This window comes from Limimaricola variabilis (genome assembly GCF_034371605.1).
GTDB lineage: Bacteria > Pseudomonadota > Alphaproteobacteria > Rhodobacterales > Rhodobacteraceae > Limimaricola > Limimaricola variabilis.
Map to the genome: position 1 here is coordinate 2,463,819 of NZ_CP139691.1, position 15,952 is coordinate 2,479,770.

General features: G+C 66.7%; 11 protein-coding genes and 1 tRNA gene. 11 read left to right on the plus strand and 1 reads right to left on the minus strand.

Annotation, left to right across the window (positions count from 1 at the left end; translation table 11 throughout):
- Window positions 1-168 precede the first annotated feature (168 nt).
- Window positions 169-1,344, plus strand: a complete 1,176-nt coding sequence (tuf, locus tag T8T21_RS12290) for an elongation factor Tu (protein ID WP_183469893.1) — start codon at window positions 169-171, stop codon at window positions 1,342-1,344.
- A 93-nt stretch (window positions 1,345-1,437) separates the two neighbouring features.
- On the opposite strand, the gene T8T21_RS12295 is transcribed toward tuf, so the two are convergent.
- Entirely contained in the window at window positions 1,438-2,127 is a 690-nt protein-coding gene (locus T8T21_RS12295) for a lysophospholipid acyltransferase family protein (protein ID WP_322335806.1), read from the minus strand.
- Between the two features lie 130 nt (window positions 2,128-2,257).
- Here T8T21_RS12295 and T8T21_RS12300 point away from each other — a divergent pair.
- The 10 genes from T8T21_RS12300 to rpoC all read left to right on the plus strand — a co-directional run bounded on the left by T8T21_RS12300 (window position 2,258) and on the right by rpoC (window position 15,899).
- A tRNA-Trp gene (locus tag T8T21_RS12300) sits at window positions 2,258-2,333 on the plus strand.
- A gap of 82 nt (window positions 2,334-2,415) precedes the next feature.
- A complete protein-coding gene (secE, locus tag T8T21_RS12305; protein ID WP_183469918.1) occupies window positions 2,416-2,616 on the plus strand; it encodes a preprotein translocase subunit SecE in 201 nt (66 codons plus the stop codon).
- Between the two features lie 171 nt (window positions 2,617-2,787).
- On the plus strand, window positions 2,788-3,321 hold the full coding sequence (gene nusG / locus T8T21_RS12310) for a transcription termination/antitermination protein NusG (RefSeq protein ID WP_183469916.1): 534 nt from the start codon (window positions 2,788-2,790) through the stop codon (window positions 3,319-3,321).
- Window positions 3,322-3,391: 70 nt separating this feature from the next.
- Window positions 3,392-4,630, plus strand: coding sequence for a glycosyltransferase family 4 protein (locus T8T21_RS12315; RefSeq protein ID WP_322335807.1), 1,239 nt, complete (start codon window positions 3,392-3,394; stop codon window positions 4,628-4,630).
- A gap of 192 nt (window positions 4,631-4,822) precedes the next feature.
- Entirely contained in the window at window positions 4,823-5,275 is a 453-nt protein-coding gene (gene rplK, locus T8T21_RS12320) for a 50S ribosomal protein L11 (protein ID WP_183469912.1), read from the plus strand.
- Window positions 5,276-5,278: 3 nt separating this feature from the next.
- Window positions 5,279-5,980, plus strand: coding sequence for a 50S ribosomal protein L1 (gene rplA / locus T8T21_RS12325; protein WP_183469910.1), 702 nt, complete (start codon window positions 5,279-5,281; stop codon window positions 5,978-5,980).
- A gap of 257 nt (window positions 5,981-6,237) precedes the next feature.
- Window positions 6,238-6,750: a 50S ribosomal protein L10 gene (rplJ, locus tag T8T21_RS12330; RefSeq protein WP_183469908.1), complete on the plus strand. Its 513-nt coding sequence runs from the start codon at window positions 6,238-6,240 to the stop codon at window positions 6,748-6,750.
- Between the two features lie 69 nt (window positions 6,751-6,819).
- Window positions 6,820-7,197, plus strand: a complete 378-nt coding sequence (gene rplL, locus T8T21_RS12335) for a 50S ribosomal protein L7/L12 (RefSeq protein ID WP_085894993.1) — start codon at window positions 6,820-6,822, stop codon at window positions 7,195-7,197.
- A gap of 246 nt (window positions 7,198-7,443) precedes the next feature.
- Entirely contained in the window at window positions 7,444-11,583 is a 4,140-nt protein-coding gene (gene rpoB / locus T8T21_RS12340) for a DNA-directed RNA polymerase subunit beta (protein ID WP_183469906.1), read from the plus strand.
- A gap of 74 nt (window positions 11,584-11,657) precedes the next feature.
- Complete coding sequence (gene rpoC / locus T8T21_RS12345) at window positions 11,658-15,899, plus strand: DNA-directed RNA polymerase subunit beta' (RefSeq protein WP_322335808.1); 4,242 nt, start codon at window positions 11,658-11,660, stop codon at window positions 15,897-15,899.
- Window positions 15,900-15,952: the final 53 nt, after the last annotated feature.

Below are 15,952 nucleotides of genomic sequence, written 5' to 3' on the forward strand. Positions count from 1 at the left end.
GTGTTTTAGTCGGTAATATGGCCGGGCCTGGAACGTCAAGCGTCGGGGCGGGGCGCGAGCCACCGGGCGCATGGAACTGCCGCTTGATTTCCCTGCCGATTGCAAATACATCGCCCGCGATGTCGAACCGGGCCAAGGGGCCCCCGAACACGCGAGGCGCCGACGCAGATGGCAAAGGCAAAATTCGAACGCACCAAACCGCACGTGAACATCGGGACCATCGGTCACGTGGACCACGGCAAGACCACCCTGACCGCCGCGATCACCAAGTACTTCGGTGACTTCCGCGCCTACGACCAGATCGACGGCGCGCCGGAAGAGAAGGCCCGCGGGATCACCATCTCGACCGCCCACGTCGAGTACGAGACCGAGTCGCGTCACTACGCCCACGTCGACTGCCCCGGCCACGCCGACTACGTGAAGAACATGATCACCGGTGCCGCCCAGATGGACGGCGCGATCCTGGTGGTGAACGCCGCCGACGGCCCGATGCCGCAGACCCGCGAGCACATCCTGCTCGGCCGCCAGGTGGGCATCCCCTACATGGTCGTCTACATGAACAAGGTCGACCAGGTGGATGACGAGGAGCTCCTCGAGCTCGTCGAGATGGAAATCCGCGAGCTGCTGTCCTCCTACGACTACCCGGGCGACGACATCCCGATCGTCAAGGGCTCGGCGCTCGCCGCCATGGAAGGCCGTGACGAGGCGATCGGCGAGAACTCGATCCGCGAGCTGCTGAAGGCCGTCGACGAGTACATCCCGACCCCGGCCCGCGCCGTCGACCTGCCGTTCCTGATGCCGATCGAGGACGTGTTCTCGATCTCCGGCCGCGGCACCGTGGTGACCGGCCGCGTCGAGCGTGGCGTGATCAACGTCGGCGACGAGATCGAGATCGTCGGCATCCGCGAGACCAAGAAGTCGACCTGCACCGGCGTCGAGATGTTCCGCAAGCTGCTCGACCGCGGCGAGGCCGGCGACAACGTCGGCGTGCTGCTGCGCGGCATCGACCGTGAAGGCGTCGAGCGCGGCCAGGTGCTGTGCAAGCCCAAGTCGGTCGCGCCGCACACCAAGTTCGAGGCCGAGGCCTACATCCTCACCAAGGAAGAGGGCGGCCGCCACACCCCGTTCTTCGCGAACTACCGTCCGCAGTTCTACTTCCGGACCACCGACGTCACCGGCACCGTTGTCCTCCCCGAGGGCACCGAGATGGTGATGCCGGGCGACAACCTGAAGTTCAACGTCGAGCTGATCGCCCCGATCGCCATGGAAGACGGCCTGCGCTTCGCCATCCGCGAAGGCGGCCGCACCGTCGGCGCCGGCGTGGTCTCCAAGATCGTCGAGTAAGGACGGCATCGGGCGGCGCGGCCGCCCGGTTCCCCCATATGAAAGGGCCGCCCTCCGGGGCGGCCCTTTTTTCGTGCCGAAGGGGCAGGGGGCTCAGGGCCCCGGCGGCAGGCCGAGCATGGCGTCGGCCTCGGCCGTGGTCGCGTCGAGCCCGGCCTTCATCGAGGCGCGCGCCGCCTCGCGCGCCGCGGCATCCGCCCGGCGCGGCATCGTATCCTCCCAGGGGCGGAACACGACCGCGCCCTCGCCGCCAGGGCGCGGCAGCAGCAGCCGGTCCCAGCTCGCGGCGCGGGCCTGCCGGGTCATCGAGGCTGCGTAGAAGAACACCGGCGCGCCGGTGATCCGCGCCCAGTCGAGCGGCGGGTCGTTGACCTCCCCGGCCGGGCCGAGCGGGCCGTCGGCGGTGATGCCGATGCTGGCGCCGGCGCGCATCCGGTCCATCACCAGCCGCGACATCGCCAGATTCGACAGCCGCGCCGACATGGCGACGGGGGTGAGTCCGCAGCGTCGATGCGTGTCGCCGGCGATTCGCGCGATGGGGGAGGTGTCGTGCAGGCTCGACAGGTCGGCGGCGTCGCGCGGCCAGTGGAACGGTCCCATCATCAGCCGCGAATGCCGCAGCACCAGCAGCACCGGCCCCTCCGCAAGCGCCGCGCGCAGGGCATCCTCGCCGCGCGTCTGCCACCGCGTGCGCCGCTGGCAGCGCGCCAGCCACAGATGCGCCAGCCCGCCGACGCCACGGATCACGGTGGGGCTCTTGGCCAGTCTCTTGCCGAGCGTCATCGCGTCCTCTCCAAGCCTTCGGCGGGCATCTTGCGCGGCCGCGCCGCGAGGGCAAGGGCAGGGCGGGCGAGATTGGCTGCCGGGCCCTCTTGATCCCGGCGGCGATTGCGACTACTCGGAGGGCGGCCTTAGGGGTATAGCTCAGTTGGTAGAGCATCGGTCTCCAAAACCGAGGGTCGTGGGTTCGAGTCCCCCTGCCCCTGCCAAGGCCACCGCGGCGTCGCCGCCGCTTGCAGATCGCGCGGCATGGCCGTATGTCCCGCATCGATCCCCGGAAAGGTGAAGATGATGGCCAGAACCAACCCGCTCCAGTTCGCGCAGCAGACCCGCGCCGAGATCGCCAAGGTGGTCTGGCCAACGCGCCGCGAGGTGGTGCTGACCACGGTGATGATTTTCCTGCTCGCCGCCGTCGCCGCGCTGTTCTTCAGCCTGGTCGACCTGGGCATCCGTTCGGGACTGCAGGCGGTGCTCGAGGGTCTGGCGGGCTGAGCCGGGCCCCGCGGGGCTTGATCTGCGCCGCGCCGGGCGCTACTGACCGGCGGACTTGGGAAAACGGCGCGCGGGTGCGCGCCGCTTTGCCGTTTGAGCGGCCCCGATCGGGGCCGGGAATGCAACGAGGCTCCGGCGCAAGGCCGGTCGCGACGGAAGGTGTCGAGCAACATGGCGAAACGCTGGTATTCGGTTTCCGTGCTCTCGAACTTCGAGAAGAAGATCGCCGAGCAGATCAGGACCAAGGTGGCCGAGCAGGGGCTCGAGGACGTCATCGACGAGGTGCTGGTCCCCACCGAGGAGGTGATCGAGGTTCGCCGCGGCAAGAAGGTCACCACCGAGCGGCGCTTCATGCCCGGCTACGTGCTGGTGCACATGGAGATGTCCGACAAGGGCTACCACCTCGTCACCTCGATCAACCGGGTCACCGGCTTCCTCGGCCCGCAGGGCCGGCCGATGCCGATGCGCGACGCCGAGGTCGAGGCGATCCTGGGCCGCGTCCAGGAGGGCGAGGAAAGCCCGCGCACCCTGATCCGCTTCGAGATCGGCGAGAAGGTGAAGGTCAAGGACGGCCCCTTCGAGGATTTCGACGGCATGGTCGAGGAGGTCGACGAGGACAACCAGCGCCTCAAGGTCACCGTTTCGATCTTCGGCCGCGCGACGCCGGTGGAGCTCGAGTTCACTCAGGTCGCCAAGCAGGGCTGAGGCTCGACTTGACCGGCCGCATGCGGCCGGTCAGGTTCTCGGGGCCTCGAGGCCGCCCGGAGACCCATTCATGAAGATCGTCCTCGTCTCCTCCAATGCCGGTACCGACATGGGCGGCGAGGCGATCAAGGCCTACCAGTATTTCGACTATCTGCTGCGGCAGGGATACGACGCGGTGCTGCTCACCCATGCCCGCAATCGTCGTGGCCTGTCGCGCGACTTTCCCGCCGAGCGGCTCCTCTTCGTGGAGGACGGGCCGGTGCAGCGGACGCTGTGGCAAAGCCGCTTTGGCGCGCCGCTGGTCTCGACCTGTTTCCACCTGCTGGCGGCGCGGCTGATCCGCGCGCGTTTCGATCCCGCCGCGACGCTGCTGCACTATCTCTGCCCGGTCTCGCCGGTCGAGCCGCGGTTTCCGCCGCAGGGCTTCGAGACGGTGATGGGCCCCTTCACCGGCAACATCCATTACCCGCCAGACTTCGCCGACCGCGAGACCTCGCGCGGCAAGCTGCGGGCAAGGCTGCATCGGCCCGCGCAGTTGCTGTTCCGCAAGTTCGCACCGGACAAGCGACAGGCCCGGCACGTTCTGGTCTCGGGATATGCGCGCACCCGCCGATCGCTCGCTTGGGCGGGCGTGCCGCCGGAGCGGATGAGCGAGGTCGTCGATTCGGGCGTCGCCGAGGCGATCGCCGCCCGGCCCCCGGCGCGTCATGTCGGGCGGTCCACGGAATTCGCCTGCTCGGGTCGTCAGGTCGACCACAAGGGCACCGACCTCGCGATCAGGGCGGTGGCCGAAAGTCGCGAGTGCGCCCGGCTCACGGTCTATGGTGACGGGCCGGCGCGTCCGGCACTCGAAGGGCTCGCGAGGGAGCTGGGCGTGTCCGAGCGCGTGCGATTCGCCGGCTGGCGGCCGCATGGCGAGGTGCTCGATGGAATCGCCGCGGCGCGGGGCTACGTGTTCCCCTCCCTGGCCGAGGCCAACGGCATCGTGATGCAGGAGGCGATGATGCTCGGCGTGCCGGTGCTGGCGCTGCGCTGGGGCGGGCCGGGCCATCTCGCGAGCGACGACGCGGCGCTCTATGTGGAGCCGGGCGAGGAGGCCGCGGTGGTGGCAGGACTGGCCGCGGGCATGGACCGGTTGATATGCGAGCCGGACTTCGCGGACGGTGTCGCGCGCCGGGCCCGGGCCATCGCCGAGGCCCGTTTCGCCTGGTCGGCCGTTGCGGCCTCCTGGGCGGCCTGCTACCCGGCCGCCGCGCGGCAGGCGGCGGCGGAACGGCGGGCTGCCGGGATCGTCGGCGACCGGGCTTGACGCGCCGCCGCGCGCGGTCTATGCGACGACCTTCCATTGCTCCGGCCCGTGGGCCGGACCCTTGGTGGCGACCGGATCAGAGATGATTCGCGCCCCCTGCGGGAGGCGAGGAGGGCGCGCCCTCCGGACCGCACCGCACCAACCGAAGCCGCCCGGACGCGTCCGCGCGGTGTTGCGACAAGGAGAGGCCCGATGGCCAAGAAAGTGATGGGGCAACTGAAGCTCCAGGTGAAGGCCGGCGAAGCGAACCCGTCCCCGCCGGTCGGTCCGGCGCTGGGTCAGCGCGGCATCAATATCATGGAGTTCTGCAAGGCCTTCAATGCGAAGACCGCGGACATGGAAAAGGGTTCGCCCTGCCCGACCGTGATCACCTACTACCAGGACAAGTCCTTCACGATGGAGATCAAGTCGCCGCCGGCGTCGTTCTTCCTCAAGAAGGCTGCGGGCCTCAAGCCCGTGGGCAAGCGCAACCGCGCCAAGGGCGCGACCACGCCCGGCAAGGAGACCGCCGGCACCGTGACGCTCGCCCAGGTGCGCGAGATCGCGGAAGCGAAGATGAAGGATCTCAACGCGACCTCGATCGAGGGTGCGATGCAGACCGTGCTCGGCTCCGCGAAGTCGATGGGCATCGAGGTGAAAGGCTGAATCATGGCGAAAATCGGTAAACGCACCCGCGCCGCCCGCGAGGCTTTCGCCGGCAAGGACAACGTCCAGCTGTCCGAGGCCGTCTCGCTGATCAAGGCCAACGCCACCGCCAAGTTCGACGAGACCATCGAGATCTCGATGAACCTCGGCGTCGATCCGCGCCACGCCGACCAGATGGTCCGCGGCTCGGTGACCCTGCCCAACGGCACCGGCAAGACCGTCCGCGTCGCCGTCTTCGCCCGTGGCGACAAGGCGGAAGAGGCCAAGAAGGCCGGCGCCGACATCGTCGGTGCCGAGGACCTGATGGAGACCGTGCAGCAGGGCAAGATCGAGTTCGACCGCTGCATCGCGACCCCGGACATGATGCCGATCGTCGGCCGCCTGGGCAAGATTCTCGGCCCGCGCAACCTGATGCCGAACCCGAAGATCGGCACCGTCACCATGGACGTCGCCGAAGCCGTGAACGCGGCCAAGGGCGGTCAGGTGCAGTTCCGCGTCGAGAAGGCCGGCGTGATCCATGCCGGCATCGGCAAGGCGTCCTTCGACGAGGCCAAGCTGGAAGAGAACATCCGCGCTTTCGTGGATGCCGTCTCCAAGGCGAAGCCCGCCGGCGCCAAGGGCACCTACCTCAAGAAGGTGGCGCTGTCCTCGACGATGGGCCCGGGCGTCAGCGTCGATCTGGCCTCGGCCACCGGCGCGGCCTGATAGAGATTTCCTCCCGGTCTCGGCCGGGAGCGAATGGCGGGGCGGTTAGCCGCCCCGTCCTGTCCGAGACGGAGGGCAGGGGGAAACCCCGCTAAGGCCTTCCCGAGATGGGAAACGAGTGTTGGATTTCCGTTCGGAAGCGCGAGCTTCCCTTCGGGCGATCGCGGCCTCGGGACCCTGAAACGGACCCGAACGGCCCCCGGACCATCAGGGGGTCAGACAGAGCCGGGGGGAAACCCCCAAACTTGGAGTAAACCGTGGATAGAGCCCAGAAAGAGAAAGTGGTCGAGGAACTCGGCCAGATCTTCGAAAGCTCTGGCGTCGTGGTGGTTGCCCACTACGAAGGCATGACGGTTGCCCAGATGCAGGACCTGCGCGCGAAAATGCGTGAAGCGGGCGGGTCCGTGCGTGTTGCCAAGAACAAGCTCGCCAAGATCGCCCTCGAGGGGAAGGCCTGCGCCAGCATCGCCGACTACCTCACGGGCATGACCGTGCTCTCCTACTCCGAAGACCCCGTGGCGGCAGCCAAGGTGGTCGACGCCTATGCGAAGACCAACGACAAGCTGGTCATCCTCGGCGGCGCGATGGGAGACTCGGCTCTGGACGTCGCCGGTGTGAAAGCCGTGGCCCAGATGCCGTCGCGTGAGGAGCTCATTGCTTCGATCGTCGGCTGCATCGGTGCTCCGGCCAGCAACATCGCCGGCGCCATCGGCGCGCCCGCAAGCAACATCGCAGGCATTCTCTCGACCATCGAAGAGAAGGCCGCATAAGGCACCCCGTCTCCCTTGGGGGTTGAAAGCCCCCGCGTTGGAACACAATTGAACGAACGGAAAAGTAAAATGGCTGATCTGAAGAAACTCGCCGAAGAGATCGTTGGTCTGACCCTCCTCGAGGCGCAGGAACTGAAAACCATCCTCAAGGACGAGTATGGCATCGAGCCCGCCGCCGGCGGCGCCGTGATGATGGCTGGCCCGGCCGGTGGCGACGCTGGCGCCGCTGCCGAAGAGAAGACCGAGTTCGACGTCGTCCTGAAGGACGCCGGCGCTCAGAAGATCAACGTGATCAAAGAAGTCCGCGGCATCACCGGCCTCGGCCTGAAAGAAGCCAAGGACCTCGTCGAGGCCGGCGGCAAGGTCAAGGAAGGCGCGCCGAAGGCGGAAGCCGAAGAGATCAAGGCGAAGCTGGAAGCTGCTGGCGCCAAGGTCGAGCTGGCCTGATAACGGCCGGCGCGCGACCTGCGCGCCACGCCGCATGAATTGGCTGGATCCGCGATTTCGCGGGTCCAGCCGAACCCGTCTTGGAAGGGGGCCGCGCGCGGCCCCGGTCCCGGGCAGGTTCCACGGTCGGGAGGTCACCGGTGGGACGGTGATCGCGAATGGACCGGAACTCCCCTCTCGCAAGGATGACGCGGCCTTCCCCGCCGGCCGCGCCGATCCGCAGAGACCTGAAAGGTGACGACACCCATGGCTCAGTCCTTCCTCGGCCAGAAGCGTTTGCGCAAGTATTACGGCAAGATCCGCGAAGTGCTGGAGATGCCGAACCTCATCGAGGTGCAGAAATCCTCCTACGACCTGTTCCTGAAATCGGGTGACCAGCCCGAGCCGACCGACGGCGAAGGGATCAAGGGCGTGTTCCAGTCGGTCTTCCCGATCAAGGACTTCAACGAGACCGCGACGCTTGAATTCGTGAAGTACGAACTCGAGAAGCCGAAATACGACGTCGAGGAATGCCAGGCCCGCGACATGACCTACAGCGCGCCGCTGAAGGTGACGCTGCGCCTGATCGTGTTCGATGTCGACGAGGACACCGGCGCCAAGTCCGTGAAGGACATCAAGGAGCAGGACGTCTTCATGGGCGACATGCCCCTGATGACCCAGAACGGCACCTTCATCGTCAACGGGACCGAGCGGGTGATCGTGTCCCAGATGCACCGTTCGCCGGGCGTGTTCTTCGACCACGACAAGGGCAAGACCCACTCCTCGGGCAAGCTGCTGTTCGCCTGCCGGATCATCCCCTATCGCGGCTCCTGGCTCGACTTCGAGTTCGACGCCAAGGACCTCGTCTTCGCGCGCATCGACCGTCGCCGCAAGCTGCCCGTGACCACGCTGCTCTACGCGCTGGGTCTCGACCAGGAAGGCATCATGGATGCCTACTACAACACGGTCGATTACAGCTTCGACAAGAAGGCCAATTCCTGGGTCACCAAGTTCTTCCCTGAGCGGGTGCGCGGCACCCGTCCGACCTATGACCTCGTGGACGCCGCCACCGGCGAAGTGATCGCCAAGGCCGGCGAGAAGGTGACCCCGCGCGCCGTCAAGAAGCTGATCGACGAGGGCCGCGTCACCGATCTGCTGGTGCCGTTCAACAACATCGTCGGCCGCTTCGTCGCCCGTGACATCATCGACGAGGAAACCGGCGCGATCTACGTCGAGGCCGGCGACGAGCTGACGCTCGAGACCGACAAGGACGGCGAGATCACCGGCGGCACGCTCAAGGACCTGATGGATGCCGGCATCACCGACATCCCGGTCCTCGACATCGATAACATCAATGTCGGCCCCTACATCCGCAACACCGTCGCCGCCGACAACAAGGCCTGGAACCGTGAATCGGCGCTGATGGAGATCTACAAGGTCATGCGGCCGGGTGAGCCGCCGACCGTCGACGCCGCCTCGGCGCTGTTCGACACGCTGTTCTTCGACGCCGAGCGCTACGACCTGTCGGCCGTCGGCCGCGTGAAGATGAACATGCGTCTCAACCTCGACGCCGAGGACACCCAGCGCACGCTGCGCCGCGAGGACATCATCGCCTGCATCAAGGCGCTGGTCGAACTGCGCGACGGCAAGGGCGAGATCGACGACATCGACCACCTCGGCAACCGCCGGGTGCGCTCGGTCGGCGAACTGATGGAGAACCAGTACCGCGTCGGTCTGCTCCGCATGGAGCGCGCGATCAAGGAACGCATGTCCTCGGTCGAGATCGACACGGTGATGCCGCAGGACCTGATCAACGCCAAGCCCGCTGCCGCCGCGGTGCGCGAGTTCTTCGGCTCCTCGCAGCTGTCGCAGTTCATGGACCAGACCAACCCGCTGTCGGAAGTGACGCACAAGCGTCGTCTCTCGGCGCTCGGGCCGGGCGGTCTGACCCGCGAGCGTGCCGGCTTCGAGGTGCGCGACGTGCACCCGACCCATTACGGCCGGATGTGCCCGATCGAGACGCCGGAAGGCCCGAACATCGGCCTGATCAACTCGCTCGCCACCTTCGCGCGGGTGAACAAGTACGGCTTCATCGAAACCCCCTACCGCAAGGTGGTGGACGGCCAGGTGACCGACGAGGTGAGCTATCTCTCGGCCACCGAGGAGATGCGCCACACCGTCGCGCAGGCCAACGCCTCGCTCGACGAGAACGGCAAGTTCACCAACGAGCTGGTCAACACCCGTCAGGCTGGCGACTACATGCTCGCACCGTCCGAGAGCGTCGACCTGATCGACGTCTCGCCGAAGCAGCTCGTCTCGGTCGCCGCCTCGCTGATCCCGTTCCTCGAGAACGACGACGCGAACCGCGCGCTGATGGGCTCGAACATGCAGCGTCAGGCCGTGCCGCTGCTGCAGGCCGAGGCGCCGCTGGTCGGCACCGGCATCGAGGAAGTCGTGGCCCGCGATTCCGGCGCCGCCATCATGGCGCGTCGCGGCGGCATCATCGACCAGGTCGACGCCACCCGGATCGTGATCCGTGCCACCGAAGATCTGGAGCTCGGCGATGCCGGGGTCGACATCTACCGGATGCGCAAGTTCCAGCGGTCGAACCAGAACACCTGCATCAACCAGCGTCCGCTGGTGAAGGTGGGCGACAAGGTCGGCAAGGGCGAGGTGATCGCCGACGGTCCCTCGACCGACATGGGTGAGCTGGCGCTCGGCAAGAACGTCGTCGTCGCCTTCATGCCGTGGAACGGCTACAACTACGAGGACTCGATCCTGATTTCCGAGCGCATCGTGCGCGACGACGTCTTCACTTCGATCCACATCGAGGAATTCGAAGTCGCCGCCCGCGACACCAAGCTCGGGCCGGAAGAGATCACCCGCGACATCCCGAACGTCGGCGAGGAAGCCCTGCGCAACCTCGACGAGGCGGGCATCGTCTATATCGGTGCCGAAGTGGGGCCGGGCGACATCCTCGTCGGCAAGATCACCCCGAAGGGTGAATCGCCGATGACGCCGGAAGAAAAGCTCCTGCGCGCCATCTTCGGCGAGAAGGCGTCCGACGTGCGCGACACCTCGCTGCGGCTGCCGCCGGGCGATTTCGGCACCATCGTCGAGGTCCGGGTGTTCAACCGCCACGGCGTCGACAAGGACGAGCGCGCGCTGCAGATCGAGCGTGAGGAAGTCGACCGTCTGGCGCGTGACCGCGACGACGAGCTGGCGATCCTCGACCGCAACATCTACGCGCGTCTCAAGGACCTGATCCTTGGCAAGACCGCGGTGAAGGGCCCGCGCGGCGTCAAGGCCGGCGCGGTGATCGACGAGGAGCTGCTCGGCACGCTGTCGCGCGGCCAGTGGTGGCAGCTCGCCCTCGAGGACGAGGACGACGCCCGGATCGTCGAGGCGCTCAACGAGCAGTACGAGATCCAGAAGCGTACGCTCGACGCGCGCTTCGAGGACAAGGTCGAGAAGGTCCGCCGTGGCGACGACCTGCCGCCGGGCGTGATGAAGATGGTCAAGGTGTTCGTCGCGGTGAAGCGCAAGCTGCAGCCGGGCGACAAGATGGCCGGCCGTCACGGCAACAAGGGCGTCATCTCGCGCGTCGTGCCGATGGAGGACATGCCGTTCCTCGCCGACGGCACGCCGGTCGACTTCTGCCTCAACCCGCTGGGCGTGCCGTCGCGCATGAACGTCGGTCAGATCCTCGAGACCCACATGGGCTGGGCCGCGCGCGGCCTAGGCATCCAGGTCGACGAGGCGCTGCAGGAGTATCGTCGCTCGGGTGATCTCACCCCGGTGCGCGAGGCGCTGCGTCTGGCCTATGGCGAGGACGTCTATGACGAGGGCATCGAGAACCTCGACGAGGCGGGCGTGGCCGAGCTGGCCGAGAACGTCCAGCGCGGCGTGCCGATCGCCACGCCGGTCTTCGACGGTGCCAAGGAGCCGGACGTCAACGACGCGCTGCGCCGTGCGGGCTTCGACGAGTCCGGCCAGTCGGACCTGTTCGACGGCCGCACCGGCGAGAAGTTCTCGCGCAAGGTGACGGTTGGCGTGAAGTACCTGCTCAAGCTGCACCACCTCGTGGACGACAAGATCCACGCGCGTTCGACCGGGCCGTACAGCCTCGTCACCCAGCAGCCGCTGGGCGGTAAGGCGCAGTTCGGTGGCCAGCGCTTCGGCGAGATGGAGGTCTGGGCGCTGGAAGCCTACGGCGCCGCCTACACGCTGCAGGAAATGCTGACCGTGAAGTCGGACGACGTGGCGGGCCGGACCAAGGTCTACGAGAGCATCGTCAAGGGCGAGGACAACTTCGAGGCCGGCGTGCCGGAATCGTTCAACGTCCTCGTGAAGGAAGTCCGGGGCCTCGGCCTCAACATGGAACTCCTGGACGCGGAGGACGAGTAACGGCGTCTTTTCAGCCCGCCCCGGGAAACCGGGGCGGCACGCCGTCGCCCTCTGCCAAGATTCAAGGATTTGAAATGAACCAGGAACTCACGAACAACCCGTTCAATCCGCTGACCCCGGCCAAGACCTTCGACGAGATCAAGGTGAGCCTCGCCTCCCCGGAGCGCATCCTCAGCTGGTCCTTCGGCGAGATCAAGAAACCCGAGACCATCAACTACCGGACCTTCAAGCCCGAGCGCGACGGCCTGTTCTGCGCCCGCATCTTCGGGCCGATCAAGGACTACGAGTGCCTCTGCGGCAAGTACAAGCGGATGAAGTATCGCGGCGTCGTCTGCGAGAAATGCGGCGTCGAGGTGACGCTGCAGAAGGTCCGCCGCGAGCGCATGGGCCATATCGAGCTGGCCGCGCCCGTCGCCCACATTTGGTTCCTCAAGTCGCTCCCGTCGCGGATCGGCCTGATGCTGGACATGACCCTGCGTGACCTCGAGCGGATTCTCTACTTCGAGAACTACGTCGTCATCGAGCCGGGTCTGACCGACCTGACCTACGGCCAGCTGATGAGCGAGGAGCAGTTCCTCGACGCGCAGGACCAGTACGGCGCGGACGCGTTCTCGGCCAATATCGGCGCCGAGGCGATCCGCGAGATGCTGGCTCAGATCGACCTCGAGGCCGAGGCCGAGCAGCTGCGCGCCGACCTCAAGGAGGCGACCGGCGAGCTCAAGCCCAAGAAGATCATCAAGCGACTGAAGATCGTCGAGAGCTTCATCGAGTCCGGCAACCGTCCCGAGTGGATGGTGCTGACTGTGATCCCGGTGATCCCGCCCGAGCTGCGCCCGCTGGTGCCGCTCGACGGTGGCCGCTTCGCGACCTCGGACCTCAACGACCTGTATCGCCGGGTGATCAACCGCAACAACCGCCTCAAGCGGCTCATCGAGCTGCGCGCGCCCGACATCATCGTGCGCAACGAGAAGCGGATGCTGCAGGAATCCGTCGACGCGCTGTTCGACAACGGCCGTCGTGGCCGCGTCATCACCGGTGCCAACAAGCGCCCGCTGAAGTCGCTGTCGGACATGCTCAAGGGCAAGCAGGGCCGCTTCCGTCAGAACCTTCTCGGCAAGCGGGTCGACTTCTCGGGCCGTTCGGTCATCGTGACCGGCCCCGAACTCAAGCTGCACCAGTGCGGCCTGCCCAAGAAGATGGCGCTCGAACTGTTCAAGCCGTTCATCTACTCGCGGCTGGAGGCCAAGGGCCTGTCCTCGACCGTGAAGCAGGCCAAGAAGCTCGTGGAAAAAGAGCGTCCCGAGGTCTGGGACATTCTCGACGAGGTGATCCGTGAGCACCCCGTCATGCTCAACCGCGCGCCGACGTTGCACCGCCTCGGCATCCAGGCGTTCGAACCGCAGCTGATCGAGGGCAAGGCGATCCAGCTTCACCCGCTGGTCTGCTCGGCCTTCAACGCCGACTTCGACGGCGACCAGATGGCCGTGCATGTGCCGCTGTCGCTCGAGGCGCAGCTCGAAGCGCGCGTCCTGATGATGTCGACCAACAACGTGCTGTCGCCCGCCAATGGCGCGCCGATCATCGTGCCGTCGCAGGACATGGTTCTCGGCCTGTACTACACGACCATCATGCGTGACGGCATGAAGGGCGAGGGCATGGCCTTCAACTCGATCGAAGAGGTCGAGCACGCGCTCAACGCCGGTGAAGTGCACATGCACGCCAAGATCACCGCGCGGATCAAGCAGATCGACGACGAGGGCAACGAGGTCGTCAAGCGCTACGAGACCACCCCGGGCCGTCTGCGCCTGGGCGCGCTGCTACCGCTCAACGCCAAGGCGCCGTTCGACCTTCTGAACCGGCTGCTGCGCAAGAAGGAAGTCCAGCAGGTCATCGACACCGTCTACCGCTATTGCGGCCAGAAGGAGTCGGTCATCTTCTGCGACCAGATCATGTCCGCAGGCTTCAAGGAGGCCTTCAAGGCAGGTATCTCCTTCGGCAAGGACGACATGGTCATCCCGGACGCCAAGTGGACGCTGGTCGACGAGACCCGCGACCAGGTCAAGGATTTCGAGCAGCAGTACATGGACGGCCTGATCACCCAGGGCGAGAAGTACAACAAGGTCGTGGACGCCTGGTCGAAGTGTAACGACCGCGTGACCGAGGCCATGATGAACACGATCTCGGCCAACAAGCGGGACGAGAACGGCGCCGAAGCGGAGCCGAATTCGGTCTACATGATGGCCCACTCCGGTGCGCGTGGCTCGGTCACCCAAATGAAGCAGCTGGGCGGCATGCGCGGCCTGATGGCCAAGCCGTCGGGCGAGATCATCGAGACGCCGATCATCTCGAACTTCAAGGAAGGCCTGACCGTGCTCGAGTACTTCAACTCGACCCACGGCGCGCGGAAGGGTCTGTCCGACACCGCTCTGAAGACCGCGAACTCGGGCTACCTGACCCGTCGTCTCGTCGACGTGGCGCAGGACTGCATCGTGCGCGAGCATGACTGCGGTACCGACCGGGCGATCACCGCGGAAGCGGCGGTCAATGACGGCGAGGTGGTCTCGCCGCTCTCCGAGCGCGTGCTGGGCCGGGTCTCGGCCGACGACGTGCTCAAGCCGGGCACCGACGAGGTTCTGGTCGCGGCAGGCGAGCTGATCGACGAGCGCAAGGCCGATCTGGTCGAGCAGTCGGCGGTGCAGAAGATGCGCATCCGCAGCCCGCTCACCTGCGAGGCCGAAGACGGCGTCTGCGCCATGTGCTACGGGCGTGACCTCGCGCGCGGCACGATGGTGAACCAGGGCGAGGCCGTGGGCATCATCGCGGCGCAGTCGATCGGCGAGCCGGGCACCCAGCTGACGATGCGGACCTTCCACATCGGCGGCGTGGCCCAGGGCGGTCAGCAGTCCTTCCTCGAGGCCAGCCAGTCGGGCAAGGTCGAGTTCCGCAACGCCAACCTCCTCGAGAACGCGGCGGGCGAGCAGATCGTCATGGGCCGGAACATGGTCATCGCGATCATGGGCGAGGACGGCGAGGAGCGCGCGAGCCACAAGATCGGCTACGGCACCAAGGTCTTCCTCAAGGAAGGCCAGGATGTGAAGCGCGGCGAGAAGATGTTCGAGTGGGACCCCTACACCCTGCCGATCATCGCCGAGAAGGCCGGTACCGTGCGCTTCGTCGACCTCGTCAACGGCATCGCCGTGCGCGAGGACACCGACGATGCGACCGGCATGACTCAGCGGATCGTCACGGACTGGCGTTCGGTGCCCAAGGGCAACGAGCTCAAGCCCGAGATCATCGTGGTGGGCGAGGATGGCGAACCGGTCCGCACCGACAGCGGCAACCCGGTGACCTACCCGATGTCGGTGGACGCGATCCTGTCGGTCGAGGACGGCCAGCAGATCCAGGCCGGCGACGTGGTGGCGCGGATCCCGCGCGAGGGCGCCAAGACCAAGGACATCACCGGGGGTCTTCCCCGCGTGGCGGAACTGTTCGAGGCCCGTCGTCCCAAGGACCACGCGATCATCGCCGAGATCGACGGCTATGTGCGCTTCGGCAAGGACTACAAGAACAAGCGCCGCATCGCGATCGAGCCGTCGGAAGAGGGCCGCGAGAAGGTCGAGTACATGGTGCCCAAGGGCAAGCACATCCCGGTGCAGGAAGGCGACTTCGTGCAGAAGGGTGACTACATCATGGACGGCAACCCGGCGCCGCACGACATCCTTGCCATCATGGGCGTCGAGGCCCTAGCCGAGTACATGATCGCCGAGGTGCAGGACGTCTATCGACTGCAGGGCGTGAAGATCAACGACAAGCACATTGAGGTGATCGTTCGCCAGATGCTGCAGAAGATCGAGATCTCGGACTCGGGCGAGAGCACGCTTCTCAAGGGCGAGCATGTCGACAAGGCGGAGTTCGACGAGGCCAACGAAAAGGCGATCGCCAAGGGCGGTCGTCCGGCGCAGGGCAGCCCCGTGCTGCTCGGCATCACCAAGGCGTCGCTGCAGACCCGCAGCTTCATCTCGGCGGCCTCGTTCCAGGAGACCACCCGCGTGCTCACCGAGGCTTCGGTCCAGGGCAAGCGCGACAAGCTGGTCGGTCTCAAGGAGAACGTCATCGTCGGCCGCCTGATCCCGGCCGGCACCGGCGGTGCGACCTCGCGCGTGCGCAAGATCGCGCATGACCGCGACCACTCGGTGATCGAGCAGAAGCGCGAGGCGGCCGAGCAGGCCGCGGCGCTGGCCGCCCCGTCCGAGCAGCCGATGTCGGACGACCAGTTCGACACGATCTCGGCGCGCGCCGAGGACAGCCGCGACTGATCGCGACGCCGAGCGACGACATGAAGGGGCCCCCGGGAAACCAGGGGCCCCTT